The sequence below is a fragment of the Sandarakinorhabdus sp. FBCC-B8862 genome, assembly GCF_059745315.1.
The window spans coordinates 758,844-784,063 of record NZ_CM185574.1 but is presented as its reverse complement, the minus strand read 5'-3'; the positions used below and the strand labels follow the sequence as shown (position 1 = coordinate 784,063).

The window sequence follows — 25,220 nt, the reverse complement described above, 5'->3', positions numbered from 1 at the left end:
GGAGGAACGGATCAGGGGGCGCGCAGCAGGCGGACGAGGGCCTTGCCGAAGCGGCGTTCGACCAGTTGTTCGAACGGGCTTTCAAGCGGGTCGGCAGCGGCGGTTTCGATGCTGATGATGGCGCCGGGGGCGAGCCAGCCGTGGGCGGCGAGATGGGCCAGGGCCGGGCCGGCCAGCCCCTGGCCATAGGGCGGATCGAGGAAGACGAGATGATGGCCGCGCGGGGCGGGGCCGAGGCTGGTGACCGGGCTCTGCCGCACAGTGGCGCTGGCGCCCAGCGTGGCGAGATTGGCCCGGATCGCTTTCACGGCGGCGGCATCATTGTCGATGAAGCAGGCGCTGCCGGCGCCGCGGGACAGCGCCTCCAGCCCCAGCGCGCCGGTGCCGGCAAACACGTCGAGCACGTCGAGCCCATCAAAGCTGCCCAGCCGGCTGGCGAGCATGGAGAAAATGGCTTCGCGGGCACGGTCGCTGGTGGGGCGGGTGGCCTGGCCGGCGGGCGCTGCAATCGCCCGGCCGCGCCAGCGCCCGGAAATGATGCGCATCAGCGGGAACCCGGTTTCGGCGCCTTCAGCATGGCCTTGAGCGTGGCGAGATCAGCATCGGGGATCTCGTCGGCCATGCGCGGCGGCAGATCATCCAGGCCGATGGGGCCATAGGCGACGCGGATCAGCCGGTTCACCTGCAGCCCGATATGTTCGAGGATGCGGCGCACCTCGCGGTTCTTGCCTTCGCGGATGGTGACGATCAGCCAGACATTGTGGCCGGTCTTGCGTTCGACATCGGCCAGCACCGGGCCATAATGGATGCCATCGATGCTGATGCCATCGGCGAGGCTTTCCAGCGCCTTTTGGCTGACCTCGCCAAAGGCGCGGACGCGATAGACGCGCGGCACGTTGGACGACGGCAGTTCGAGGGCGCGCTTCAACTCGCCATCGGTGGTGAGCAACAGCAGGCCTTCGGTGTTCATGTCGAGCCGGCCGACGGGGACGACGCGGGGCAGGCCGGCGGGCAGGATATCCATGATGGTCGGGCGGCCGGCCGGGTCGCGCGCGGCGGTGAGGAAGCCGGCGGGCTTGTGAAAGCGGTAGAGCTTGGCAGGCGCAATGCCGGCCACCGGCTCGCCATCCACCGTCACGCCCTTCAGACTGGTGATGTTGAGGGCGGGCGAGGTGAGCTTTTCCCCATCGATGGCGATGCGGCCTTCGGCGATCATCCGCTCGATATCACGGCGGGAGCCGACACCGGCGCGGGCCAGCGCCTTGGCGATGCGCTGGGGGGCGATTTCGGTCTGCCGCACCCGCGGCGGAGGGCGCTTGGGGCGGGGTGCTTCGGCCCCTGGGCGCTGTGTGGCGGCGCGCGGTGGGCGGCGATCGCGGGAGGGGCTGGCATCGTCCCGGCGATCCGGCCGGGCCGGGCGTTCGTCGGCCTTGCCGCGCGGGCGGGTCGGGCGCTGCGGACGCTCGGTCCGTTCATCGAAGCCGCGGTCTGGCGGCGGGCGGCGGCCAGAGCGGCCGGCGGGTGCGGCCGGGCGGCTGCCAGTGGGTTTGCGGGGTGGTCGCATGCCTGCCCCATGCGGCCAGCGCGGCGGATTGTCAAAACAAGAAGGGCCGGTGTTGCCACCGGCCCTTCCGTTGTTCGGCGTTGATCAGACGATCAGAACTTCACCTGGACGCCGCCATAGAAGAAGCGGCCGGTGTTGCTGTAGATCGCCGAGCCGGCGCCGTCGCCGAGCAGCAGGTCGAGCGGCGGCAGGCGGTCGAAGATGTTGTCCACACCCGCATAGACCGAGATGTCCTTGTAGACCTTCGCGGTGAAGCGGATGTCGGAGTAGGTGATCGCCGGGTACCAGACGCGCGGCACAACGTCGAGGTTCGTCGGCGGACGATCCTGCTCGACATTCTGCGAGGCGTAGGCAGCAACGGTCTGACGGCCGACATAGCGGAAGCTGTAGAGCAGATCGAAGCCCTTGTAGCCGAGCGTGATGTTGGCCTGGCCGTTCCATTCCGGGTTGCCCAGGCTGGAGCGTTCGCGGGTCAGGCGGTTCGGCTCGGTCAGCGAGGTGTAGATGTTGCGCTGGCCCAGCCACGACACCAGCACGCGGGCGTTCAGGCGCCAGTCTTCACCGAACTTGTGGGCATAGGCCATGTCAAGATCGATGCCGCTGGTGACCTGGCGGGCATAGTTGAACGCGCCCTGGATGAACGAGATGCCGTTGCCGGTGGTCGGGAAGTTCACGGTCTGGCCAGCGTGCAGCACGTTGGTCTGGCCGCGGAAGGTGCCATCCGGGTTGCGGAAGATGGCGGCGCAGAAGATGTTGTTGATGCCGCCCGGATCGTCATAGCACTGGTTGATGACGGTCTGCGCGCCCACCGTGTTGATCGCGTCCTTCAGGCTGATGCGATACCAGTCGAGGCTGGCAGTGAAGCCCGGCAGGAACGACGGGGTGAGGACGACGCCAACCGTGATCGAGTCCGACTTTTCGGCGAACAGGGTCGGGTTGCCGCCCGACACGCCCGAAATGCCCGAGGCCGGCCGGTTGGTGAACGGCTCGGTCACGCCCACGAAGGTCTGGGTGGTCGGCACGCCGGCGGCGCGGCAGTTGGCGACGCGGTTCGGGTTGTTGTTGATGTTCTGCTGACCGCAGGGGTCCGCCAGACCATTGAGGAAGGTCTGCGACTGGGCCGAGTACAGGTCACCCTGGGTCGGCGAGCGGATGGCGCGGCCATAGTTGGCCCGGAAGCGGATGTCGCTCACCGGCTGCCAGATGCCACCCACGTTGTAGGAGGCGACGGTGCCGGTGTTGCCGCTGTTGTAGTTGGAGACGCGGCTGGCGGCTTCGATGGTCAGCTCCTTGAAGAACGGCATGTCCTTCAGCAGCGGCAGACGGATTTCGCCGAAGGCTTCATACACATCCAGCTTGGGCGGGTTGAAGGTGGCGATGGAGTTCAGGAAGGTCTGACCGGTGCGGGTGACATCGTCGAACGCCGAGTAGCTGCGCTCCTGGCGCCATTCGCCGCCGATCGAGAAGCCGATCGGGCCGCCGGGCAGTTCGAACAGCTTGGCGGAATCGCCGCTGATGGTTGCGATCGCGTTCATCTGCTCAGCCCACTGCTTCCGGCTGGAAACATGGGTGATGTAGCTGAGCGCAGCGGCCGACGGCGCGCCGAGGCCGAACAGGTTCAGCGGACGGCAGGCCGGATCATCGTTGCTGGTGTTGGTATCGGTGTTGATCGAGCACACGATGTTGCCGGCGCTGTCACGCACCGCGTTCACCGCGTTGGTGAAGCGCTGCAGATGGACGTTGCCGCGGGTCTGGTAGAAGGTTTCGGTGCGGCCATAGTTCAGCGCGACGTTGTAGTTCCAGGTGTCCATGAAGGTGCCGCGCGTGCCGATGACGGCGCGGAACAGTTCACGGCTGTGGTTTTCGCCGCGGCCGCCGAAGTCGATGTTGAAGCGCTGGGTCTGGAAACCGGTGGCGCCAGGCGCCAGGCTGGTCACCAGCAGATCACGCGCCTGCTGGGTGAGGAACGGGTTGTTGATGGAGAAGGTCGGGTTCAGCGCGCCGGACGAGAAGGTCGGCTGGCCTTCCTGCAGCGATTCAGTGCGCACCCACTTGGCTTCGAAATAGGGGCGGAACGCGTCCGCCACATCAAAGTGGCCAATCATGTTGACGGCGTAACGGGTGTTGCCGATCTGCATCAGGCCGGTTTCACGCAGAGTCGAACCCAGGCCGCCCTGGCCGTTGCCCGAACCGAAGGTGCGGAAATCGCGATCAACAACGTTCTTCACCAGGCTGCCATCCGGCAGGAAGACGAAGACGTTGCCGAACTGCGACGTGCCAAGCGCGTTGAACACGCCCGAGCAGTTCAGCGTGGCGCGGGCCCCCGGAGCGACGCCCTGGCAGACCGAGGTGAAGGCGCCACCGGTCGAAATACCGATATTCTTGATGCGGCTGAGCAGCTGGTTGTCAAAGATGCCGTCACCCGCAGCCGGTTCGGCGGTGCCACCCGGGCCCGAGACCGAGGTGTCCTGTACCAGCTGGAACTGGGTGCGGCCGATCACGGCGCCGGTATACTCGCGGTCGGAATAGAAGAGCGGGTCGCTCTTGTTGTACTCAAACGACACGGCGATGTTGCCGCGGCCGCCCGAGAAGTTGGTGCCGGCGGTCAGCGTGGCGATATACTGGTTGGAGTCACCGCGCGACGAGGTGCCGGCCTGCACACGGCCCGACAGGCCCTGGAAGTCCTGCTTCATCACGAAGTTGACGACACCGGCCACGGCGTCCGAGCCGTAAACCGACGAGTTGCCGCCAGTGACGATGTCAACACGCTCGATCAGGTCAACCGGGATGGTCGACACGTCGACCGTGGCAGCGCCCGGCTGCGAAGTGACGTGGCGCAAACCGTTCTGCAGCACCAGCGTGCGGGCGGTGCCCTGGCCACGCAGATCGAGGATCGACAGACCGGCGGTGCCGATGAAGCGGCCCGAGTTCTGGCTGGTGAAGGTCGGACGGAACTGCGGCAGCAGGGCAATGCGGTCACCCACGTTGACCTGGCCGTTCTGGAGCAGTTCGCCAGCGCTGATCGAGCTGACCGGAACGGTGGCGTCAAGGTTCTGGCGCGCGATACGCGAGCCGGTGACGATCATCAGCTCGGCAGATGCTTCCTCGGCATTGCCTTCGGCGGCAGCCGTCTTGGTGGTCTGGTCTTCAGCGGCAAATGCCGGCGCGGCGAAAATCGCCAGGGCAGAAACCCCGGCCAGGATGGATGAACGCATGAGAGCCCCCTCATTGGCGGTTGTGGCGCATCCAATGGCCAATCTGCCGCCCGAGGGAAAGGGGCAGAATGGCTGTCATGACAATCCTGCGACAATGGAGCGCCCCACTGTTGCGAAAATGCATCAGCGAACCGTGCTACCCCATTGCCCACCGGAGCGGCTTGGGCTAACCGGCCCCCGTGCCCCTGTGGTGAAATTGGTAGACGCGTCCGACTCAAAATCGGATGGAGCAATCCGTGCTGGTTCGAGTCCGGCCAGGGGCACCACATTCCAGCAATGCGCAGCATCCCGCGAGGCAGGGCCAGCAGGGTGAGATGTTAAGGTTTATCTGGATCTCACTTTAGTCCAGTCTCTTGGCCGACCATGAGGCCGGCAACTCGAAAGTGCTGGCAGACGCTTGATCATTGACGCAGGAATTTTGGCGGCAATTTTGCGCCCTCTCTACCGACATTCATCGTTGGCTTGGTCGTTCACAAGGATGGTCATCAAGGCCGCTGCTCTCCGTTGGAAGAAGCCGCAGGTTCGAATGGTGTCGGGCGCGTCGAATCCCGGAGACTGGCTGAAATAGGGCTTCGCCGTTTGTGTTGGCCGCTGCTGCTCCATGGTCGAGTGCCAACTTTGACCCTGAAATGGCGATATGGTGCGACGTACACGCCTCCGATGAAACAGGCGGAATAGCCCGGTAACTGCTGGTTTCATCGCAGCAGCCGTTGCCCGCATGATGCCAGACGCCCTGGCAGAAGCGGAACAATGGCCGCGCCGGGCGTGGCTGCCATGGTATCAGAATGATCCGGTTTCGATGGTCAAGGCGCGAACGGGAGCGGCAAGAAGCCGTTGGCCGTTCAGATCGAGATTGCGCTATCCCGGCAGGCCCAAGTCAGTTTGCGCCGTTCGTCGCTTGATGCTGGCGTTGCTGGTTCCTCGAACGTCCAAACCCGAAATTGCTGCAATTGGTGCGGGCCAAAGCTGTGGATGAGTGGCACATCGGCGGCATCGCGGCCACGGGCGATGATGATGCGACCGATACGAGCGGCGTTGTTGCGTGGATCAAAGGCATGCCAGCCGCCTTCCAGATACACTTCCATCCAGGCGCTGAAGTCCATCGGTTCCACCAAGGGAACGCCGATGTCGCCAAGGTGGCCGTTCACGTAACGGGCCGGGATGTTGAGGCAGCGGCACAGGCTGATGGCCAGATGTGCATAGTCGCGGCACACCCCCTCACCTTCGAGAAGCGTCTCCCAGGCGGTGCGGGTTGCGCTGGCATGGGCATAGCCGAAGCGGACATGGCGATGCACGAAGTCGCAGATCGCCTGCACACGGGACCATCCGGGCGGGACGCGGCCGAACATGTCCCACGCAAAGCCGCCGAGTTTATCGGTTTCGCAATAGCGGCTCCCCAACAGATACATCAATGCATCTGCTGGAAGATTCACCACCGGAACCTCGCGGGCCGATGGCTGGCGGTGATCTGCTGTGCCGGGGCAACGCATCATCGTCTCGCCCGACAAGGTCAGAGGGCCGGCGGGCGCAGCCAGCCTGTGACAGCGGTTGCCTGCTTCTGTGCGCAGCTCTGCAATGGGCAGGCCAAGGCTGTTGCCGTGCCGTTCCCACAGCAGTTGGCCATGTGGCTGGCTGGGATGGACGGCCAGCATCTGCAGCAGCGTGACCGGCTGGTCCAGCTGCAGGCCGATGCTGTAACCGCAACGGATCAGCATGGCGGCGGGCCGATCCGTTTCGACATGCGGCGATCGACGCGCACGCACTGATCCAGTTGTTCCAGCCGGATCGGCATCTGCAAGACGGCGCTGCCGTCGCTGGTCGGGACCTCCAGAACGGCATCGGCCGTGCAGTAGGTGACAAACGACAGCCCGTGCACCTCCTCCTCCTTGATGACCAGACGATAGGTGCCAGGCGGCTGCGGCTCCATCAGCCCCGGCAGGCGGAATGGGTGGCGGAACATCACGGTGGATTGCATCGTGCGCCAGCGCATCTGAACGAAACTCCATCGAAACGCTGATTGGCACTGAAGGGAACCGGTACCGGGAACAGCCCGGCACTGGTGCCGGCAGATCAGATGCGCCGCCCGCTGACCAGGTTCACCACCAGCATGATCAATGCCACCACCAGCAGAATGTGGATAAGCCCGCCTGCCGTATAAGATGTGGCAAGACCCAGAGCCCACAGCACCACCAGCAGCACAATCAAACCAAAGATCATGTCATCTCTCCCCGATTGATCACCATCGGACTCATCAATGGACACCGATGGGATCGGGCTTCTTGTATTCGGGCCCACCCGGCACCTTTTGTGGTTGTGGATGGTCCCGCTGCACCTGCTCCTGGGCACGGCCCTGTTCACGTGCCTGTTCCTGGCCCTGCCATTGGCCGCGCATGTGGGCCTTCTGGTTTGCCCGGGCCTGCGGTTCACCGCGGCGGCGGATGGGGTCGGGGGCCACATCATCGGGATAGGCCCGTTCATCAACGCGGGGTTGCATGCCGGGCTTATCCTGGCGCGGCGCCTGCCAGGCCTGGTTCGGCGTCGCCCTTGGGCCGGGGCCCCAAACCTGACGATAGTTCTGCCGATACTGGCCTTCCCAGTGCCCGCGTTGGCGATAGAAGGGCTGGCCACGATAATGGTCGTTCCAATAGGTCTGGAACAGGAATGGCCTGATGCCGATCCCAAGCAGGGGTGCGATCAGGTTGATGCTCTGGCGGCGGCCCTGCCAGGTGCCGGCCATGTGGCTGGCGGGCACCCAGCCGCGGTTGCCGCGATAGGCGACATCGCACCAGCTCCAGTCGCGCAGACAGCCGGTGATGGTGACAGTGGCTTGCGGATAGAGAATTCCGGCGCGCGGGTACCGCCAGTCAGGCCCGGCAAACAGCCAGGAACGGCGCAGCATCACGGCAAGCTGGACGCCATCGCCGCCAGACCAGCGCCGGGTGCCTGGCCGCGGGCCCCAACTGTCCTGGTAATTGTCGAAATATTGCGCCTCCCAGCGGCTGCGATCGTCATAGAATGGCTGCTGGCGATAATGATCGTCCCAATAATCGCCGATGGTGAAAGTGGCGCCGCCCGGGTTCAGATTGCCCCACAGGTTCACGACGCTGTCTTGCCGGCCATCATATTCGGCATAGAGATCGGGCGCTGCAATCCAGCCGCGTTCATTGCCATAGCGGACATCACACCAGCTGCGGTCGTTTAGACAGCCATAAAGCTGCACCGGTTCACCCTGCTGGATGCGCCGCAACCCCGGGTAGCTGCCCATGGGGCCAGCACGCAGCATCGTGTCGCGTCCGGCGCGGGCCGGCGGGCCGGCGTTGTGATCACGCCCCTCGTCATGGTCGCGGGACTGGGCGGTTGCCGGCGTGGCCAGCATGGCAGTGAGAACGGGCGTCAGGGCGGCGATGAGGCCGGCCGTCAACAAGCGTGTGCGTTTCATGGGGGGTCTCCTGCTTGTCATGGGTGGGCCGACCCCGGTGGTCGCAAGACCGGGGCCGGCCGACCGCTGCGCGTTCAGCGGCAGCGGATATTCCGTCGATCAATCTGGCGGCCGGCGGCACCGCCAGCGACGGCGCCAAGGATGGCGCCCAGCGGCCGTGAACCGCCCGGCGCGATGGCATCGCCCAGCACGCCGCCAGCAAGGGCGCCAACGATCAGACCGGTGGTGCCATCGGAACGGCGGCAGTAATAGCGCCCGTCCTGGCCGCGATAGACGCGGTCATTCTGACCAAGGCGCATCTCGCGCTGATGCGGCGTTTCGCGGTAATAGCGGCCGGGATCATAACTGCCATATCGGGGATCGGGACGATTATAGTCATAACCGCGCCACGCCGTTTCCGGGCGATAATCGGAATCATCCGATACACAGCCAGAGACCAGCATCGCAGTGGCCACGGCGAGAATTGCAATCCGCATATGTTCCTCCCAGGGTTGCCCGCCTTGGCGCCGTGCCAAGGCCCCTACCGGCGACAATCATGTTTCCGGCAGGGTGCCGGTGTGAGGAGAATGTCGCGCGCCGTGCGCATCGCAGGCAGAGCCGGAATCTACCCCACGTCGACACGCCGGCGGCGAACCGGCGTTTGGGTAGAAGCCGATTCTCCCGGTGGCGACTGGCTCCGGCTAAGCGAATGTCACTGCCCCGGCAGCTCCCAACGGGTGCCTTTCATGGACCTGGTGCCGGGGCAGTACCGCGCCATTCCGGCGCAAAAGGACATCGCAATGACAATCGACAAGGACCGCATCAGCGGAGCTGGCAACCAGATGGCCGGCAGCGTGAAGGAAACGGCCGGCAATATGGCTGGCGACAAGAAGATGGCCAGCGATGGCAAGAACCAGAAGGCCGAGGGCAAGGCCCAGAGCGCTGATGGCAAGACCAAGGACGACGTGCGGCCTGTGACCAAGCCGTGACGGGATTGGCCGGGCTGATCAGCCCGGCCAGTTTCACCCTTCAGCGGGAAATTGCATCATGTCCACCGGCACCATCTTGCTCATCATTCTTCTTCTGCTGCTGGTTGGCGCCTTGCCAACCTGGCGGCACAGCGCAAACTGGGGGTATTTCCCCAGCGGCGGCATTGGCATCCTGCTGATCGTGCTGGTCGTGCTGGTTATGACCGGTCGCTTGTAAAGGACCGCAGGGCAGTTTACGATTGCAACCTTGGCGATCAAGGCAGGCGCCAAGGATTTTTCCTTCAGGACAAACACCGATTGCGGTCCGGCCGGATTGCAGGCCTTAGGGTGCACTGATCGGCAACGCCGACGAAAAGGGCAACACCAGCTGACAGACAGGCTGCCTGACCTCCATACGGCATCGCGGCATGACAATGGCGCCCCGTCGTCGCGCCCGATGGTGGTGGCGATCGGCGGTTCGGCTGGCGCATTGGAAGCGGTGCGGGGCCTGATCGCCAGCCTGCCAGCCAAGAGCGGCATCGCTTATATCCTGGTCCAGCATCTTGATCCGGATCATCCTTCGATGCTGGCCGATCTGCTGGCTGCGGACACGCCGTTTCCGGTGACCGAAGTGACCGACGGCATGGCGCTGCAGCCCGATCGGCTGCATGTCATTCCAGCCGGTGGGCGCATTGCCGTGACAGGCGGTGTGTTGCGCCTGTCGCCCGCCACCCATGCCCGTGGATTGCGGCTGCCGGTTGATTTTCTGCTGCAATCGCTTGCGGCCGAGACAGACTTCAGAGTTGTTGCGGTGCTGCTGTCGGGCAATGGCGCCGATGGCAGCAAGGGTGTGCGCGCCATCCACCGGGCCGGGGGTTACGTGATCGCCCAGGATCCGTTGGACGCTGGATATGACAGCATGCCGGCGGCCGCGATCGCCACCGGTTGCGTTGACGCCATCCTGCCGGTGGCGGCCATGGGCGCCGCCATCATTGATCGCCGCAACCGGCTGCCGCTGCCCGTGGCGGCGATGACCACCAGAAACTGGCTGGCCCCCGTGCTGGAACGGCTGCGCAAGGGCGGCCATGATTTCAGCGGATACAAGACGGGCACCATGGAGCGCCGTATCGAACGGCGTGCCCGCATGGCCGGCCAGCCGGGTGGAACCGGCGCTTTGGCGCTGGCGGATTATGTGGGCCGGCTGGAATCCGACGACGAGGAATTGCAGGCACTTGCCAACGACCTGCTGATCAACGTCACCAACTTCTTCCGCGATACCGATGTGTTTGATGCGCTGGCCGCCAAGATCATTCCGGACATGGTGCGCAACCATGACGGGAACCGTCCGATCCGGGTGTGGAGCGCGGGTTGCAGCAGCGGCGAGGAAGCCTGGTCGCTGGCCATGCTCTTCCTTGAAGAGATGGCCCGTGTCCGGCCCGAGCTCAAGCTGCAGATCTTCGCCACCGATCTCGATCCCGATGCGATCTCGGCGGCGCGGCACGGCCTGTATCCGGCCAGCATTGATCGCGATGTCTCGCGCGAGCGGCTGCAGCGCTGGTTCATCCCGGCCGAGGACGGTTGGCAGGTGGGCTCCACGTTGCAGGCCTGCGTGGTGTTTGCGGTGCATGATCTGCTTACCGATCCGCCCTTTTCGCGGATCGACCTGATTGCCTGCCGCAACCTCCTCATCTACTTGCAGCCGCCGGCCCAGGCCCGGGCGATTGGCCTGTTCCATTTCGCCCTGCGCCCTGGCGGCCTGCTGCTGCTGGGCAAGGCGGAAGCGGTGATGGACGGCGATGGCAGTGCGCCGGCGTTTTCCCTCGTTTCCCGCTCGGCCCATCTTTATCAGCGCAACGCCAGCCGCAAGCCGGTGCCGGCAATCCCGGCAGAAAGCGGCCAGATCTGGTCGGTGGAAGGCCGGGCGGCACGGGTGCCGCCCTGGCCCATGCCCAGCATGCCTTCCGCCCGGCTTCAGGCCCTTGAAGCCGAACTGGCCAGCATCCGCGCGGAACTGGCACGGGCCGATCGCCACCCTGACAGCATCGATGCCGAACAGTTGGCCATCCATGCCGACACCATGTCGCGCAATCAGGAATATCAGAGCGCGAACGAGGAACTGATCACCAGCCAGGAGGAGTTGCAATCGCTGAACGAGGAACTGGTCGCGCTGAACGGCCAGTTGCAGGAAACCATCGACCGCCAGCGAACCACCGCGGACGATCTGCAGAACATCCTGAACAGCACCGATATTGCCACCATCTTTCTGGACCTTGGCAACCATATCCGCTTCTTCACACCGGCCACGCGCGCGCTGTTCAACATGTTGGCGAGCGACATTGGCCGGCCGTTTGGCGATCTGGCGCCATTGGTTCCGGATCCGTCGCTGTCAGGCGACATTGCGGCCGTTCAGGCGGGTCAACAGCCGGCCGAACGCGAGATCGCCACCGCCGCGGGCACCTGCTTCAGTCGCCGCGTGCTGCCCTATCGGGCTCACGACAACCATGCCGAAGGGGTGATCATCACCTACACCGACGTGACGGATCGCAAGCAGGCCGAACATGTCATGCAGGACGCCCGCAAATCGGCGGAGGCGGCCAATCTGGCAAAATCGCGCTTTCTGGCGGCTGCCAGCCATGATCTGCGCCAGCCGTTGCAATCGCTGGTGCTGGTGCAGGAACTGCTGGACCGAAAGGTGGCTGATCCAGACATAAGGCAGTTGATTGGCCGCCAGGCACAGACACTGGAATCGATGGCGGCGATGCTTGATGGCCTGCTCGACATCAACCGGATCGAGGCCGATGCGGTTGACATCGCGGCCGGCAGCTTTGCGCTGGATGCGCTGCTCGCCGAAATTGTGGAGGGACTGGCGTTGCAGGCCGCCGCCAGCAAGCTGACGCTGCGCCGCGTGCGCTCAAGCTGCCATGTCGTGTCGGACCGCCAATTGCTGGCCGGCATGCTGCGCAATCTGGTGGCCAACGCCCTCAAATACACGGTCAAGGGCGGCGTTTTGATCGGCGCGCGAAGGCGGGGCGAAACGGTCAGGATCGAAGTATGGGACAGCGGCATCGGCATTCCGGCCGATGCACGGCAGTCAATTTTTGAACCCTATAGCCAGTTGGGCCCGGCCACGGTGGATCGCGGGCGCGGTCTGGGCCTGGGCCTGTCGATCGTGCGCGGCCTGGGCGAGATGCTGGGTCATGCGGTGGATGTGCGGTCCCGGCATGGCGACGGGCCCGGCCATGGTTCGGTGTTCAGCATTACCGTGCCGTTGGCAAAGCGCGACGTTGCCGTTGACGAAGCCCATGATCCGACAGGCGCGGTGTTGCCTGCGCCGACGATGCTGCCGCCAGATCACGGCACCCGCATCCTCATCGTCGACGATGATGCCCAGGTGCGGGAACTGCTTCAGGATCTGCTGCAGAATGCCGGCCACGACGTGGCAGCTGCACGCGATGAAGGCGAGGCAATGGCCGCGCTGGCACATCATACGCCCGACGTGATCATTTCCGATTTCCGCCTGGCAGGTGGCCGCGATGGCCTCGAACTGGCGCGGGCGCTGCGACGGTCGGTGCAATTGTCCCATGGCCGGAAGGTGCCGGTGATCATGTTGACTGGCGACATTTCGGTCGATGCCCTCGCGCGTTTTGCCGCCAATGATGTCATGCGCCTCTCCAAACCGGTGCGCGCTGTTGACCTTGAGGCCGCGATTGCGCGGGCACTGGATGGGCAAAATGCGGCGCCACCAGGCGGCGGTTGCGTCCATGTGATCGATGATGATGCCGACGTGCTGCAGCAATTGGGCGTGCTGCTCACCGGAGCCGGCCATGCCGTCCGGCTCCACCCCTCGGCCGAGGCCTTCCGGGCTGAATGGGATGGCGACAGCGATTGTTGTTTGCTGATCGATGCCTGCCTGCCCGGCGAAAGCGGGCTTGCGCTGCTGGATAGCCTGCACAAGGCGGCAAGCTTGCCGCCGAGCATCATGATCACCGGCCAGGGCGATGTTGGCATGGCGGTGGCGGCAATGCGGGCAGGTGCGCTGGATTTCATCGAGAAGCCGGCGCATGGCGAGGCCATCATCACCGCGATCCGTGCTGCGATGGCAAATGGCAGCGAGCGGGCCGTCGCCGGGCCGGCTGCCGCCGCTGCCGCGGCTGCTGCGGCCCGGCTCGCCACGCTGACGCCGCGCCAGCGCGACGTGATGGAACGGGTCCTGCAGGGGCACCCCAGCAAGAACATCGCCGCCGATCTCAAGCTGAGCCAGCGCACCGTGGAACATCACCGGGCCGAGGTCATGCACCGCACCGGCTGCAAATCATTGCCGGAACTGGCCAGACTCGTGATGATCGCCGATCCCGGTGGCGCCAAGCGTTGATGGCGGAACCAGAACCGGCGATCACTCCCCGCGGGGAAACGCCTGAAGGCGGATCGTTCAGGAGGCCACGGTAGCCAGTGCCGTGCGGCGCCGCGCGACCACGCCAATGGCGCCAAAACCCATCAGCAGGGTCGCCCAGATCGCCGGCTCTGGAACGGCCGAACCGGCAAAAGAGCCGGCGGTGTTGGCGCTGAACGCAGAGCCATAGCCATTGCCAGCAACGTTGAACGGCGGGGTGATGCCCGTGAACGCCAACGAGAAGTTGCGGAAATTGAACAGGGGCAGGCTCATCAGATCAGAGCTGTAACTGATCATGTGGGTCGGATCGGTGGAGATCAGGCTGGCCGAACCGCCGCTGCCATCATAGCTGAAGATGGCGTTGGCAAAAGCGACGGACAGCTGGTTGATCCCGTTGGTGAACGTCATCGTCCCGTTCCAGCCATCCTGCTCATACTGCGGGCCGAAACTGGTGATCGGCGCGGCGCTGCTGGCGTTCATGGTCATGGTCGAACTGTACACGCCTGTCGGCCCGTAATCGGTGACCACCAGAAATGCCGGGGCTTCCGCGATGGTGAGGGTGTTGCCGGAGCCAGTCGCACCATAGTGCGCGATCTTGTTGCTCGATTGCTGCGTATATTGGGCGAAGGTCTTCGACATGATGTCGACAGCCATGGCCGGTGATGCCAGGAGCAGGCAGCCCAGAGCCGTGCCTGCCAATCGGGAGATGGTCTTCATGATGGAAGCCCCTTTGTTGCGGATCGGGCCGGAATAGGCCGAACCGGAAGCTCGACCATGGCCCCGTGCAGGGCGCCTCGGCAGCGCCGGAATCTACGCTGCAACCGCCCGGCCATCTTGCGGAAAATGCCCAAATTGCCCTGGCCGGAAATGCCTTCCAGCCCCCGCAGTCTTTTTGTTCCCGGCACCGGGAACCGCCGCGCCGTCCTGGCGTTGTGCACGACGGGACCAGAAACAGGAGTAAGCCCATCATGACATCACGATCATCAACGCTGTTGCTCGTTCTTGCTTGCGCCGCTTCGCTGGCGGCCTGCGAGAAATCGACCAAGGATGCCCAGGCCGATGCCATCCGCGACACCAGCGAGGCAGCAGGCGCCAGCATCGATCAGCAGGCTGCGGGCGTCGAAGACCAGGGCAAGGCGTCGGGCGACGCCACCGCGACGCAGGCGGAATCAAGCGCAGACGCCATGCGCAGCAAGGCCGACGCCGTTCGTGCGCGCGGCGAGCGCCAGGCCGATGCGGTCGAGGCCGGCACCTCTGGTGCAACCACCAAGACAGACAGGATGACAACAACCACCAAACCCGATCCCAAGTAACCGATCGGATCCGCCGCAGGCGGCTGCAAGGGGCATCGGACTGGACGGTTCCGGTGTCCCTTGCGTGCGGTCAGGGCCCCATGACCGAACGTGTGACCGAAAGCGTGACTGGCAGCGTTTGGGCCATGTTCATGATCTGATCAAAGGCCGGCAACGCGTTGGCCGGCACCTCGGCGCGCGGCACCGCGAGCTGACCCCCATCGAGCAATGCCAGCAGCGCCGCGCGGCCGCGTGCCACGCGGCTCTTGACCGTGCCAACTGCGCACTGGCTGATTGCGGCCACGGCTTCGCAACTGAGGCCGCTGACCCCAACCAGGATCAACGCCTCGCGCTGCACCGGCGGCAACTGCAGCAGCGCCCGCTGCACATCGCACAAGGCCACATGATGTTCCTGCCCTGGCCGTACCGACAGCAGGCGCTCGGCCGCGGGTGCATCCCAAGGTGCCCGGAAGCGTTCCCGGCGCATGTTGGAAAAATGGACATTGCGCAGGATGACGTGCGTCCAGGCCTGCAGACTGCTGCCAGCCACGAACCGCTGCCGCGCGGCCCAGGCCTTGACCATGGTTTCCTGCACGAGATCGTCGGCAAGATCGGCACTGCCTGACAGGGAGCGGCCATAGGCGCGCAAGTGGGGCATGGCCGCAGCCAACGCCGCCTTGAAGCCGGCATCGTCATGTCCATCATCGCCTGTCGGCGGGGCTGGGGCTGCCGCCGTGCCGGCGTCATCATCGCCAAGCCGGTCAAGCAGGCTGCGGAGCTGAGGGGGCAGCGGCGCGGCCGTAACATCAGCAAAAGCCGTTCGCAGCAGGACACCGATATCACGCAGCGCCGATGCGTCCGCGCGCTGCGGCGTTCGAGTGCTGGGAGTTCGCATCATGCCGAAGCCCCACCTTCGTTGAGCCAGCTCTGCAGCGCTGCAGCATTGACCCCATCGTTCACGGGATCCTCCGCTTGGAGCGTGCAAGGGCCCGCATATTCAGGAACTGGCGCCTTGTGGACCGAATGGTGGGCGATGTCGGCCAGCGCCTCGTCGATCAGGGCGCGCACGTCCAGCCGGCGCCTGTCGATCAGATAGGCGACCTCCGGCTCGCCAAAACCCTCCATGGCGGTGAGCAGCAGCGCCTGCCGGGCCAGCGGCGCGATCATCGCCAACTGGGCACCCAGCATGGCAGCCGGCCCATCGCCATCCGCCGCCGCGCCCATCATGGCGCCCGCTGGCGCGGCTGCCAGCACACGCTGAAACGCCTTGAACAGGGCCAGGCGCATCGGCTCGCCCGCGGGCAACAGGCCGGAATCGGCAATGATGGTTTCAAGCGCGCGCGCCACCAACGCGTCTCCACGCGGTTGGGAACCGCTTACGGCATGGGCATAACGGCGCAGGTCGGGCATCTGGATGGCAAGCCGGCAGGCGATGGGCATCGGAACGGGGGTCCTTTCGCACGGGGACGCCAAGGGCGCCGCTGGACCCGAGAGACCGGGTTGCCAGTGCGAGGAACAGTGGCAGCCGGGGTGACCGGTGGCCATTCCCGGCATTTACCCATGGTGCAAAAGCCGAGGCAGGTAGAATTGCGCACGGTGGAAGGACCGCTGGCGGGAACCCTGATCTGGGGTCCCGCCAGCGGCTGCGGTGCCAATACACGCGCCAACGCAGCGGCTTGATGATGCTTACTGGCCCGGCTGGATGATGATTTCGACGCGGCGGTTCTGCGGCTCGCGCTGACCATCCACAGTGTCCACGCGGGGCGCATCTTCGCCTTCGGAGCGGATGCTGATGCGCGACCGCTCGACACCCATGGATTCCAGCATCTGCTGAACGGCCTGGGCCCGGCGTTCGCCAAGGGCCTGATTATAGCCCTGGCTGCCAGCGCGATCGGCATGCCCGTCGACGCTCAGCGTGGCACTGCCGGTGCGGCGGGCGAGTTGTGCGGCCTCGGCCACCACCAGCCGCCCTTCGGTCGTCACCACCGATTGGTCGAAATCGAAGAACAGCAGCAATGGCGGCTGGGCAGGCATGGCAACCGGCTGTTGCATCGGCACAGGCGACGGCAACGGCTCCATTGCGGGCGCTGGCGGCGGTGCAGGCTGCGCAACTGGCGGCGGTGGTGGGGCCGGCGGCGGTTCCGGCGGCGGTGCGGCGCGCCCGCTGCCCAGGTTGAAGTTGAAGCCCACCAGGATCGTGTGTGAGGCGTTGTGCGTGCTGAAGCTTGCATTGCCACCATCGCCAAAGCGCGCGCGGCTGGGATGCAGATAGCGATAGTCCACCGCCAGATCGACCCCAGGGCCCAAGGCCATACGCGCACCGGCCAGCGCGTTCCAGGCAAACACCAGACGGCTGTCGTTCAGCAGCAGCGCATCACCCGGCGACAGACGCAGGTTGTGCGCATTGATGCGGGCCGCACCGGCACCAGCACCAACCGATGCCGAGAAGTTCTGATTGTTGATGACGTCCAGAAGGGCGTTGGCCATCAAGGTCCATTCGCGGATGCGACCGGTGGGGTTTTCATAGCGGCCCGGCAGATATTCCGTTGTGGCCGACAGCAGGTCGATCGAGCGCAAGCGGTTCTGCTGGTAACCAAGATCAACTTCGGTCCGCAGCATCCCGAAATCATAACCCAACCGGGCCGCTGCCGCCCAACCGGCATGTTCGGTGGTGTTGAGATCAAGCCGCGTTCCGCCATAACTTCGGAATTGGCCGTCGGTCGGGAAGACCATGCCGCCGCGCAGGCCGATGTACCATTGGTTGTCGCGGGCCACGGCCGCATTGGCGCAGAGCGCCAGGGCGACGATGCAGGCAGAAGCCAATCGGGTGCTGGTGCTGCTCATTTGCCTGCGTCCGTCGCAGCCGCGTGGGGAAGGCCGGTGGTCGGCGGGATTGCCGCGCCGGCAGCGAAGGCTGTTTCGTTGTGCATCTTGTGGTTTTCCTTTCAGAAGAGTGGGGGAAACGTTCCGCAAGCTCGCTGGTTCCGCGATGCGCCACGGCCATGCGGGCGGTGCCCGGATCAGTTGCACAAATTGTTGATGGAACCGGCTGGCAGCGGGCGGGTTGTGAACAGCAGACGACATCTCCGCAGGGCCAGTGTGCAGCGCTGGCAGCGCCTGCGGCCGTCGTCTGCCCTCCCTCGCGCCCTCCACCATGAAGGAACCGACCATGACGATCCCCAGCACGATTTCTCCCGGCTATATCGGCGAAGGCCTGATCAGCAGCGAACATGTCACCGGCACCGATGTCTTCAATCGCAACGGCGACAAATTGGGCAGCATCGAAGCCTTGCTGATCGACAAGCGCTCAGGCCAGGTTCGCTTTGCCGTGATATCGTTCGGCGGGTTCCTCGGGATTGGCGAACGCTATCACCAACTGCCCTGGCACGGCCTGGACTATGATGCGGAACGCAAGGGCTATGTCGTGAACATCAGTCGGGAAAATCTGAAGATTGCCCCGGCCTTCAGCCGCGATGAACTGGCCGGCTTCGATTATGATCGCCAGTCCGCCTCGATCGACGCCTATTATGGCAAGCTGGACGGCTTCTACAGCGCGAAGCAGCAGGCCATGCGAAACGGCGGTGGTCGTCCCGACGAAGCTGTGCATGTGGCGATGCCCGGCGTTTATCGCCGCGACTGAACCCGAAACCGTGGCGGCCGCAAGCACGCGGCCGCCACGCCGGCAGCCATGCGAGTTTGGTCGATCTGCGCAGGTGACGTTTGCCATTTGTGGCGAGGGTTGGACGCCGCTGCCGCGCTCCGGACGTCGGCCTTGCCGGTTTCGCGCATCGCATTGGCGGCCAAGGGGGTGGCAAGCAGCCCGAAAGACGGTCCGGAAACAGGGAGCAGCTCCTCGCGCTAGGGCGCTACGGCAAACCGCCGTGACGCGTGCCAATGGAATGGTACCTATTTCAGGGCGAGTGGTGGTATCAAGTGAGAGCATCCGTACAGCGGTCAGTCTGAGTAAGGCCAAATATCCGTCATGCGGCAGGTCGGAAGCCATGAAACCGACTTTGGCCAGGAGTTGGAAGGCAGAATTCCCAATGATTCCAGTGCCCAGTTTTGTCCTGTTTGGTGCACCATTTCGGAATCTTCTAGATCAACATCGCCCAAGTCCTTGATAAACTTGAACGGAATTGATGTTTCGGCGGTTCTAAACCCCGATCCACGTTGATACGATAAGCGCGAGGCAAAGGTCATCCGAATAACCGCACGCTTCACTTCAAGACTACCATAAGTCCATGTCTTAAAAGGATTTCTAGAAACTCTAGAGCGGTTCTATGTGCCGTGTCGAAATCCACCAACGGACGGCCGCAGTTGGCAATCATATCGGCGGTTTTCGCCTTCTGTGTTTCCAGCGCTGCGAGCCTGCTTTCGTAGGCGGTCATGGCCGCTGGAGACTCGGTCTTCATGATGCGATCGACCAGCTGCTCAATCTGCTGTTCCAGCAGTTTGACCTCAGCGTGAAGCTGCGCGCGATCGCTGTGTGAGGCAGCTACGCGCGCATCCCACAAATCGCGGAAAAGTTCGATCGCCAGATCGTACATGGCTTGGGTAGGGCGCATGCCGGCGAGCAGCGTTTCGAACTCGCCTTCCATCTGATCACGGCGAATGGACTTCCCGTAGGACGCGCAGCCCTTCGTCTGGCACAGGTAGTAGGGGTAACGCCCACTGCGGCCCTTCGCCCAGTAGCCACGAAACGGTTGGCCGCAATCGTGGCAGGTGACCGCGCCGCGAAGGACGAAGTCCAACGCGATATCCTTGCGCGCCTGGCAGCGGTTCTTCCCATTCAGCTTGTCTTGCACCGCGCTGAATGTGGTCAGGCTCACAATCGGCTCGTGCTTTGCACGCAGCATATGAATGTCCCACTCAGGGTGATTTAGGTATCCCGCGTAGTGAACGCGCCGCAGCAGTTCGAGCACACGCTCGACTGTTAGCTTGTCCCGCTTGGACGTTGGCCATGCGGGATTGGCGCTGAGATAGCGCACGATCTCCGCCGGCCCCTCGAAGCGACCAGCTTCATAGCCTTCGAAAACTTCCTGGATGATGGAGGCGATGGGCTCATCGCGCACCAGAAGTTTGCCATGCCCTTGAACGCGTTGGAACTTGTACCCGATGGGGGCATGGAACGTCCAATATCCGTTCAGCATCCGACCCCGCATGCGGTTCTTGGTTTGCTCACGGTTTTTCTGCCGCGCGTGCTGTGACACGCTGGCAAGGACGTTTTCCATCAGGCTGGAGTCCGAGTCTTCACCGAACTCGATCGAAGGCGATTGCAGGACGCCGCCAGCATCCTTGATCTTCTCTCGCAGGGTGAAGTGCGCCTGGATGCCGCGCGCCAGCCGCGAGATATCGTCGATGATGACGATGTGCGGCTCACGCTTGGCTTTCAGGAACGCCAGCATGGCTTTCATGCCGGGCCGATTGACGGCGCTGCCCGACGCTTCATCCCGGAAAATCTCAACAACAGTCAGATTGCGGTAGCGCGCGAATTCCTCGCAGCGCACGCGCTGGCTCTCCAAGCCATCGCCCTCGCGCAATTGCTTCTGGCTAGATATGCGGCAGTAAATGACCGCCTTGGTTGTTGGTATACGCTCCATCGCGCACATCCCTTCTCGTTTGTGTTGGGGTGGTCGCGCCCTCGGAAACGAGGTCAATTCGTTCCGGCTCTTGGCCGTTAGCAACCTTATCATATTCGGCCGCCAATTTGAACGACTTTGAGAGGCGATCCTTGGTTGCAAGCTGCACCGGGTCGGTCCCAAAAGCGTGATCAATGAACGACTTGAGGAAGGTTGCCACCGTACGGATCAGTGCATCTTGCTTCTCGACAGGAATGTCGGAGCCCGCAAAGTGTCTGCGGTAATGAGCCAGCCGGTCGGGCTTGATCTCGTGCACTGTTTGCCTTCCCAAATCCAGCGACGCGCCACCAAAGCAACATCTGGATTTGGTCTAATCGTTTAGGGTTCTATCTGTGGGGGAAACTCGCCGGTTTCCGTCCAATCATCGCCATTCGATAATTCGCCACAGCCTTATTTATATTGTAACAATATTACACAAAATTGTCAAAAAATTTCAATGTATTGTAAGTGTTTGCTCAGATTATCGTTCAAGCCCTTCGTTGCCTCGCCCGATCATCCGCTCTCCCGCGCGCGCTATCTTTGACAGCCTCGCTTGATGCTCGTGCTTGACCTGATACTTGGTGACGTGCACCCCTGAATTGGTCCCATTTTTGGGTAGAGTCCGTTTCTCGAGGAGACGGACGCATGAAGCGGAGCAGGTTTTCGGACGAGCAGATCATTGGGATCGTGAAGGAGCAGGAGGCGGGCATGGCGACTGCCGAGGTCTGCCGGCGGCACGGGATCAGTTCGGCGACGTTCTACAAATGGAAGGCCAAGTACGGTGGCCTGGAGGTGTCCGAGGCCAAGCGGCTTCGGTCGCTGGAGGATGAGAACGCCAAGCTGAAGAAGCTGCTGGCGGAGGCGATGCTGGATATCGCCGTGTTGAAAGACATCAGCTCAAAAAAATGGTGACGCCCGACGCGAAGCGGAATGCGGTCGCCCATGCCCGGGAGACGTTCGGGCTGAGCGAGCGGCGGGCGTGTCGTCTGATCGGTGTCGCGAGGCGGGTGGTTCGATATGAACCGACCCGTCCCGATGATGCTGGCTTGCGCACCAGGTTGCGTGAGCTGGCTGGCGAACGGCGGCGGTTCGGCTATCGGCGCCTGGGGTATCTGCTGGCGCGCGAAGGGCATGCGCCGAACCACAAGAAGCTCCTGCGGATCTACCGGGAAGAAGGGTTGAAGGTGCGCCGCCGTGGCGGCCGCAAGCGGGCGTTGGGCACCAGGGCACCTATGACGATGCCGCAGGGGCCGAACCAGCGCTGGTCACTCGACTTCGTCAGTGATGCGTTCGCCTGCGGCCGGCGCTTCCGCATCCTGTGCGTGGTCGACGACTTCACGCGTGAGTGCCTGGCGCTGGTGGCCGACACGTCGCTGTCCGGTGCAAGGGTGGCGCGGGAGTTGGACAGCTTGGCGGCCGTCCGCGGCAAGCCGCTGACGGTGGTCAGCGACAATGGCACCGAACTGACCTCGACCTCCATCCTGCGCTGGGCACAGGAGCGGCAGGTGGAATGGCACTACATCATGCCGGGCAAGCCGACGCAGAACGCCTTCGTGGAGAGCTTCAATGGCCGGCTGCGCGACGAATGCCTGAACGAGACCCTGTTCACATCGCTGGCGCACGCCAGATCGATCCTCGCGGCCTGGAAGCACGACTACAACACCGTCAGGCCGCACTCGAAACTGGGCGGATGCACCCCTGCCGAGATCGCCGGCCAACGGGGTTGGGGGCATGCCCCCAACCCCGTTGCCATCACATCAACCATCAGCCATCAAAGCACAGGACTCTACTTCTGATCGGTACCAATCAGGGGTGCACGTCAACAGTGAGAAGAGATACTGCTTGCACTTCGTGCCGCGCGATAGGGCGTAGGCCTCGTTCATCGCACCGAGCACGCTCTCGGAAACGAACCCTGATACCTCATGCACTTCGACATGCTCATTCTCCTCCGTCTTGAGGAGATGAAGCCCGAGCTGCTTGCCGCCGCTGCGCTGTGAGCCTTTGAGGATCATGGCACCAGATCGATATCGAGCGCCTTGATGAGCAGGGCACGCATCTCGGCTACTTCACGCGCAGCCGTCACAATCGCCTCTTCGGTTTCAGGGGTGAAGGGCAGGCTGCCAGAGTTCGCCGCCTTCGCCAGTTGGTTCATGTTGTTGGCCAGTCGTGTCTGGCCAAGCAACGCCAGAAGCTTTGCCAGCGCGCGGTGATCCTTCACCGGCGACTTGCCGCGCCGCTTGGGTGGCGGTGAGTTCGGACTGAAGAGCTTCCAACGCATATAGGCCGACAGCGACATGCCGGCTGCGGCCTTCTCCAGGTTGGCCTTCTCTTCGAAGGTCACGCGTAGCGACAGGGGGTGCAGAGGAGGGAGCTTGCTCATGACCCACCTCCTGCCGCCTTCGCGCCACGGCGTGGGGCAATCTTGCGCTTGCGCTGTTTGGTCTTTGGCAGGGGTGGCGGACTGGTCGGCTGGACTTGAAGGCCTTCCAAAATGACCGTCCAGTTGCGCAGGGTTTGGAAGAGTTCGTCAGGGCTTTTGAAGGCAGATATTGATGACAAATGGTTCGAGCTTACTCCGCTCAGGGGCACCACCTTCCTGCAATATGAAGCAACCCGCGGGGCTAGGCCGGCAGGCCAGGTGTTCGTGCGTCCCGTTTGGCAACCACCAGCGGCCAGGCTGCGCGCTGAATCACAGGCCCACATCTCACGATCTTCCCTCAAGCAAAGGGGCGGGCAAAGCGTGTGCTGCGGCCAGCGAATGGCTGGACGCCAATTCGCGAGGATGAAATCCTGGGCTGTGGCAGCATTTTTGCCGGGCGGGACCGTCGGATGCATTGCCCGTTCAGAAGCGGTATCCGAGTGACGTGGCGCCGAAGGTGCCGGACGAGGCGCCGAGGTTGGTCAGGCTGGTGCTGGCGGAAAATCGCACCAGGTATAGCTTGAACTCGACGCCGCGGGCGAGGCGCCATTCGGTGCCGGCTTCCCATTGGGTGCCGATGAAGCGCGATCCGGGGGTGGCGGGCAGGCCGGGCAGGAAGGGCGGCACATAGACGGCGTCTTCGCGGCGATGGCGCCAGAGCAGGTTGGCGCCCAGCGTGAGGCGGCCGCCGGGGGCGATGTCGAGCGTGAGGCTGGGGTGCAGGTCCATTATGTTGGACGGCACCGCCAGCCCGGCTTCGGTGAAATAGGGCAGGCGCGGGTAGAGCGGGTTGAAGCTTTGCAGCACCCTGTCGTTGGGGTCGCGGTCGCCGCTGGCGAGATCGGCCTTCAGGCCCAGTCGCGGCTGGCCGGGCAGGGCAGACAGGCGGTAGCCAAGGTTGCTGGCCAGCGTCCAGGCGCGGATGCGGCCGCTGGCGAAGCGGCCGGACTGCAGCACCGGTTCGATATCCCAATCCAGCGGGCCGGCCTGCCCGAACAGGCGGGCGCCCAGGCTGTGCCGCACTTCCCGGCCGGTGCCGGCGGCGAACCGGGCCGACCGCCGTTCGAGGCCGAGCCAGTAGAGATCGAGGCCTGGGCCATTGCCGGACCCGAGGCTGCCATAGACGCCGTAAAGCTGTTCATTGCCGTCGCTGGCATCATCGAAGATGCCGGGATGGAGACGGACCGGCCGGAGCCAGACTCCATCCAGCCTGAACCGGCCATGCGCGATGCCGAGGCGGGCCCCATCAAAGGAGCGCCTTATGTTGGGGCTTTCGCGGATGGAGACGAGGCGGGAGGAGCCGAAGGCCACTTCCTGCCGGCCGAGCCGCAGGGTGGCGGTGGTGGCGCCGTGGTGCTGTTTGAGTTCGACAAAGCCCTGGGCGAGATCAAGGCGGGAGACATCGGTGGGCCCGGTGCCGAGCCGGCGGCTGCCCAAGAAGGAACCGGCCTGGACGAACAGGCGGATATCGTCCGTTGCCCTGAGATTGGCGTGCAGCAGCAGGCGGCTGAGCACGGCCCGGTCCCGTTCGCCGGCGGTGCCGAAATCGGGCACATCGGTGGCTTCCAGCCGCACCCGCCATTCGCCGCCGATATCGAGCCGCGCCGGGCCAACGCGGATGTTCTTCAGCCGCCCGGCAAGGGAGGTTGGGCAGCCATCCGGCTGCAGCGGATAGCGTTCCTCATAGCGGATCTGGCGCGGTTCAGGCAGCGGCGGGCAGGGGGTTCCCGCCGCTGCCGCCGTTGCCGCCAGCAGGGCCCCGGCGATGCTGGCGCTGTGGCCGAAGTGCCGGGGCAATGCGGGCGGTGGCATCATGGCCGGGCGCTGCTCAACCGGGGAGAAGATGCGCTTCGACGAACCACAATTGCTTGTCGCAGGCGCGCGACAATTCGGTGAACAGATCGGCCGTATCGGCATCGCCGGCCTGGGTGGCAGCATCGATGCCGGTGCGGGCAAGCTTGCCGAATTCGGCGAGCGACCCGGCCAGCGCCTTCAGATGCGCCTCCCCACCATGGGCGTTGAGCGGATATTCATAGAGCCGTGTGGTGGCGGCCACCGTCTGCACCCGGGCATCGGCGGTGCCGCCCAGCGCCGTGATGCGTTCGGCAATCATGTCTTCAAATTCCTCCACCTCGTCGTGCAGGGCATCGAACAGCTGGTGCAGCATGAAGAAATTCGGGCCCTTCACATTCCAGTGGGCCTGCTTGGCCTGGCGGACGAGATCCACCGCGTTGGCCAGCATCCCCTGCAACAGGGTGATGGCGGCGTGGCGGACATGATCGGGCAGATCGAGACGCGAAACATACATGGGCTTGCCCCTTTTCTCGATGATGGCC

24 protein-coding genes and 1 tRNA gene are annotated in these 25,220 nt (G+C 64.1%); 7 read left to right on the top strand and 18 right to left on the bottom strand.

Annotation, left to right across the window (positions count from 1 at the left end; translation table 11 throughout):
* Positions 1–11 precede the first annotated feature (11 nt).
* From rsmD to AC6BOR_RS03690, 3 genes are all read right to left on the bottom strand, one after another.
* A complete protein-coding gene (gene rsmD, locus AC6BOR_RS03700) occupies positions 12–545 on the bottom strand; it encodes a 16S rRNA (guanine(966)-N(2))-methyltransferase RsmD (protein ID WP_498059866.1) in 534 nt (177 codons plus the stop codon).
* Positions 545–1,564: a pseudouridine synthase gene (locus AC6BOR_RS03695; RefSeq protein ID WP_498059865.1), complete on the bottom strand. Its 1,020-nt coding sequence runs from the start codon at positions 1,562–1,564 to the stop codon at positions 545–547. Before AC6BOR_RS03695 ends, rsmD begins: the two co-directional genes overlap by 1 nt.
* A 92-nt stretch (positions 1,565–1,656) precedes the next feature.
* Positions 1,657–4,779: a TonB-dependent receptor domain-containing protein gene (locus AC6BOR_RS03690; RefSeq protein ID WP_498059864.1), complete on the bottom strand. Its 3,123-nt coding sequence runs from the start codon at positions 4,777–4,779 to the stop codon at positions 1,657–1,659.
* A gap of 181 nt (positions 4,780–4,960) precedes the next feature.
* On the opposite strand from AC6BOR_RS03690, the gene AC6BOR_RS03685 reads away from it, so the two are divergent.
* Positions 4,961–5,045: transfer RNA gene (locus tag AC6BOR_RS03685), tRNA-Leu, on the top strand.
* Positions 5,046–5,621: 576 nt separating this feature from the next.
* On the opposite strand, the gene AC6BOR_RS03680 is transcribed toward AC6BOR_RS03685, so the two are convergent.
* From AC6BOR_RS03680 to AC6BOR_RS03660, 5 genes are all read right to left on the bottom strand, one after another.
* A complete protein-coding gene (locus tag AC6BOR_RS03680; RefSeq protein ID WP_498059863.1) occupies positions 5,622–6,542 on the bottom strand; it encodes a transglutaminase-like domain-containing protein in 921 nt (306 codons plus the stop codon).
* Complete coding sequence (locus tag AC6BOR_RS03675) at positions 6,488–6,769, bottom strand: hypothetical protein (RefSeq protein ID WP_498059862.1); 282 nt, start codon at positions 6,767–6,769, stop codon at positions 6,488–6,490. The genes AC6BOR_RS03680 and AC6BOR_RS03675 overlap by 55 nt, the downstream gene beginning before the upstream one ends.
* An 80-nt stretch (positions 6,770–6,849) precedes the next feature.
* Positions 6,850–6,996, bottom strand: a complete 147-nt coding sequence (locus AC6BOR_RS03670) for a lmo0937 family membrane protein (RefSeq protein WP_498059861.1) — start codon at positions 6,994–6,996, stop codon at positions 6,850–6,852.
* A gap of 34 nt (positions 6,997–7,030) precedes the next feature.
* Entirely contained in the window at positions 7,031–8,218 is a 1,188-nt protein-coding gene (locus AC6BOR_RS03665) for an SH3 domain-containing protein (RefSeq protein ID WP_498059860.1), read from the bottom strand.
* A 74-nt stretch (positions 8,219–8,292) separates the two neighbouring features.
* Entirely contained in the window at positions 8,293–8,694 is a 402-nt protein-coding gene (locus AC6BOR_RS03660; protein ID WP_498059859.1) for a glycine zipper 2TM domain-containing protein, read from the bottom strand.
* A 90-nt stretch (positions 8,695–8,784) separates the two neighbouring features.
* Here AC6BOR_RS03660 and AC6BOR_RS03655 point away from each other — a divergent pair, with 90 nt between their 5' ends.
* The 3 genes from AC6BOR_RS03655 (at position 8,785) to AC6BOR_RS03645 (ending at position 13,537) form a co-directional block, all read left to right on the top strand.
* Complete coding sequence (locus AC6BOR_RS03655) at positions 8,785–9,186, top strand: CsbD family protein (protein WP_498059858.1); 402 nt, start codon at positions 8,785–8,787, stop codon at positions 9,184–9,186.
* Positions 9,187–9,244: 58 nt separating this feature from the next.
* The gene (locus tag AC6BOR_RS03650) at positions 9,245–9,403 is read left to right on the top strand and encodes a DUF3309 family protein (RefSeq protein ID WP_498059857.1); all 159 of its coding nucleotides are present in this window, start codon (positions 9,245–9,247) and stop codon (positions 9,401–9,403) included.
* A gap of 219 nt (positions 9,404–9,622) precedes the next feature.
* A complete protein-coding gene (locus AC6BOR_RS03645) occupies positions 9,623–13,537 on the top strand; it encodes a CheR family methyltransferase (RefSeq protein ID WP_498059856.1) in 3,915 nt (1,304 codons plus the stop codon).
* 57 nt (positions 13,538–13,594) lie between these two features.
* On the opposite strand, the gene AC6BOR_RS03640 is transcribed toward AC6BOR_RS03645, so the two are convergent.
* Entirely contained in the window at positions 13,595–14,272 is a 678-nt protein-coding gene (locus AC6BOR_RS03640) for a PEPxxWA-CTERM sorting domain-containing protein (protein WP_498059855.1), read from the bottom strand.
* Positions 14,273–14,487: 215 nt separating this feature from the next.
* On the opposite strand from AC6BOR_RS03640, the gene AC6BOR_RS03635 reads away from it, so the two are divergent.
* Entirely contained in the window at positions 14,488–14,868 is a 381-nt protein-coding gene (locus AC6BOR_RS03635) for a hypothetical protein (protein WP_498059854.1), read from the top strand.
* A gap of 70 nt (positions 14,869–14,938) precedes the next feature.
* Here AC6BOR_RS03635 and AC6BOR_RS03630 read toward each other — a convergent pair whose 3' ends face one another.
* From AC6BOR_RS03630 to AC6BOR_RS03620, 3 genes are all read right to left on the bottom strand, one after another.
* Positions 14,939–15,745 (bottom strand): sigma-70 family RNA polymerase sigma factor, encoded by an 807-nt coding sequence (locus AC6BOR_RS03630; RefSeq protein ID WP_498059853.1) that lies wholly within the window; start codon positions 15,743–15,745, stop codon positions 14,939–14,941.
* The gene (locus AC6BOR_RS03625) at positions 15,742–16,287 is read right to left on the bottom strand and encodes a hypothetical protein (protein WP_498059852.1); all 546 of its coding nucleotides are present in this window, start codon (positions 16,285–16,287) and stop codon (positions 15,742–15,744) included. Before AC6BOR_RS03625 ends, AC6BOR_RS03630 begins: the two co-directional genes overlap by 4 nt.
* A 246-nt stretch (positions 16,288–16,533) precedes the next feature.
* Positions 16,534–17,691 carry an OmpA family protein gene (locus AC6BOR_RS03620; RefSeq protein WP_498059851.1) on the bottom strand — a complete coding sequence of 386 codons (1,158 nt, stop codon included), beginning with the start codon at positions 17,689–17,691 and terminating at the stop codon, positions 16,534–16,536.
* A 325-nt stretch (positions 17,692–18,016) separates the two neighbouring features.
* On the opposite strand from AC6BOR_RS03620, the gene AC6BOR_RS03615 reads away from it, so the two are divergent.
* Positions 18,017–18,487, top strand: a complete 471-nt coding sequence (locus AC6BOR_RS03615) for a PRC-barrel domain-containing protein (RefSeq protein WP_498059850.1) — start codon at positions 18,017–18,019, stop codon at positions 18,485–18,487.
* A gap of 314 nt (positions 18,488–18,801) precedes the next feature.
* Here AC6BOR_RS03615 and AC6BOR_RS03610 read toward each other — a convergent pair whose 3' ends face one another.
* From AC6BOR_RS03610 to AC6BOR_RS03600, 3 genes are read right to left on the bottom strand one after another with little or no spacing between them, the layout of a single operon-like run.
* A complete protein-coding gene (locus tag AC6BOR_RS03610; RefSeq protein WP_498059849.1) occupies positions 18,802–19,068 on the bottom strand; it encodes a hypothetical protein in 267 nt (88 codons plus the stop codon).
* A complete protein-coding gene (locus AC6BOR_RS03605; RefSeq protein WP_498059848.1) occupies positions 19,065–20,387 on the bottom strand; it encodes a recombinase family protein in 1,323 nt (440 codons plus the stop codon). Before AC6BOR_RS03605 ends, AC6BOR_RS03610 begins: the two co-directional genes overlap by 4 nt.
* Before the next feature lie 10 nt (positions 20,388–20,397).
* A complete protein-coding gene (locus AC6BOR_RS03600; RefSeq protein ID WP_498059847.1) occupies positions 20,398–20,742 on the bottom strand; it encodes a hypothetical protein in 345 nt (114 codons plus the stop codon).
* Between the two features lie 368 nt (positions 20,743–21,110).
* Between AC6BOR_RS03600 and AC6BOR_RS03595 the strand changes: the two genes are divergently transcribed.
* A protein-coding gene (locus AC6BOR_RS03595) for an IS3 family transposase (protein ID WP_498059846.1) occupies positions 21,111–22,261 on the top strand; the annotation gives its coding sequence in 2 pieces (ribosomal slippage) (positions 21,111–21,369 and positions 21,369–22,261; 1,152 coding nt in all).
* A 212-nt stretch (positions 22,262–22,473) separates the two neighbouring features.
* Here AC6BOR_RS03595 and AC6BOR_RS03590 read toward each other — a convergent pair.
* The 3 genes from AC6BOR_RS03590 to dps form a co-directional block, all read right to left on the bottom strand.
* The gene (locus AC6BOR_RS03590; RefSeq protein WP_498059845.1) at positions 22,474–22,845 is read right to left on the bottom strand and encodes a MobC domain-containing protein; all 372 of its coding nucleotides are present in this window, start codon (positions 22,843–22,845) and stop codon (positions 22,474–22,476) included.
* 462 nt (positions 22,846–23,307) lie between these two features.
* Positions 23,308–24,699, bottom strand: a complete 1,392-nt coding sequence (locus tag AC6BOR_RS03585) for an alginate export family protein (RefSeq protein WP_498059844.1) — start codon at positions 24,697–24,699, stop codon at positions 23,308–23,310.
* 13 nt (positions 24,700–24,712) lie between these two features.
* Positions 24,713–25,192, bottom strand: coding sequence for a DNA starvation/stationary phase protection protein Dps (gene dps / locus AC6BOR_RS03580; protein WP_498059843.1), 480 nt, complete (start codon positions 25,190–25,192; stop codon positions 24,713–24,715).
* Positions 25,193–25,220 lie beyond the last annotated feature (28 nt).

Coding starts and splice junctions, on each gene's coding strand:
- rsmD (WP_498059866.1), bottom strand. CDS start 545: ATGCGCATCATTTCCGGGCGCTGGCGCGGCCGGGCGATTGCAGCGCCC.
- AC6BOR_RS03695 (WP_498059865.1), bottom strand. CDS start 1,564: ATGCGACCACCCCGCAAACCCACTGGCAGCCGCCCGGCCGCACCCGCC.
- AC6BOR_RS03690 (WP_498059864.1), bottom strand. CDS start 4,779: ATGCGTTCATCCATCCTGGCCGGGGTTTCTGCCCTGGCGATTTTCGCC.
- AC6BOR_RS03675 (WP_498059862.1), bottom strand. CDS start 6,769: ATGCGCTGGCGCACGATGCAATCCACCGTGATGTTCCGCCACCCATTC.
- AC6BOR_RS03670 (WP_498059861.1), bottom strand. CDS start 6,996: ATGATCTTTGGTTTGATTGTGCTGCTGGTGGTGCTGTGGGCTCTGGGT.
- AC6BOR_RS03665 (WP_498059860.1), bottom strand. CDS start 8,218: ATGAAACGCACACGCTTGTTGACGGCCGGCCTCATCGCCGCCCTGACG.
- AC6BOR_RS03660 (WP_498059859.1), bottom strand. CDS start 8,694: ATGCGGATTGCAATTCTCGCCGTGGCCACTGCGATGCTGGTCTCTGGC.
- AC6BOR_RS03655 (WP_498059858.1), top strand. CDS start 8,785: ATGTCGCGCGCCGTGCGCATCGCAGGCAGAGCCGGAATCTACCCCACG.
- AC6BOR_RS03650 (WP_498059857.1), top strand. CDS start 9,245: ATGTCCACCGGCACCATCTTGCTCATCATTCTTCTTCTGCTGCTGGTT.
- AC6BOR_RS03645 (WP_498059856.1), top strand. CDS start 9,623: ATGGTGGTGGCGATCGGCGGTTCGGCTGGCGCATTGGAAGCGGTGCGG.
- AC6BOR_RS03640 (WP_498059855.1), bottom strand. CDS start 14,272: ATGAAGACCATCTCCCGATTGGCAGGCACGGCTCTGGGCTGCCTGCTC.
- AC6BOR_RS03630 (WP_498059853.1), bottom strand. CDS start 15,745: ATGATGCGAACTCCCAGCACTCGAACGCCGCAGCGCGCGGACGCATCG.
- AC6BOR_RS03625 (WP_498059852.1), bottom strand. CDS start 16,287: ATGCCCATCGCCTGCCGGCTTGCCATCCAGATGCCCGACCTGCGCCGT.
- AC6BOR_RS03620 (WP_498059851.1), bottom strand. CDS start 17,691: ATGAGCAGCACCAGCACCCGATTGGCTTCTGCCTGCATCGTCGCCCTG.
- AC6BOR_RS03615 (WP_498059850.1), top strand. CDS start 18,017: ATGACGATCCCCAGCACGATTTCTCCCGGCTATATCGGCGAAGGCCTG.
- AC6BOR_RS03590 (WP_498059845.1), bottom strand. CDS start 22,845: ATGAGCAAGCTCCCTCCTCTGCACCCCCTGTCGCTACGCGTGACCTTC.
- AC6BOR_RS03585 (WP_498059844.1), bottom strand. CDS start 24,699: ATGATGCCACCGCCCGCATTGCCCCGGCACTTCGGCCACAGCGCCAGC.
- dps (WP_498059843.1), bottom strand. CDS start 25,192: ATGTATGTTTCGCGTCTCGATCTGCCCGATCATGTCCGCCACGCCGCC.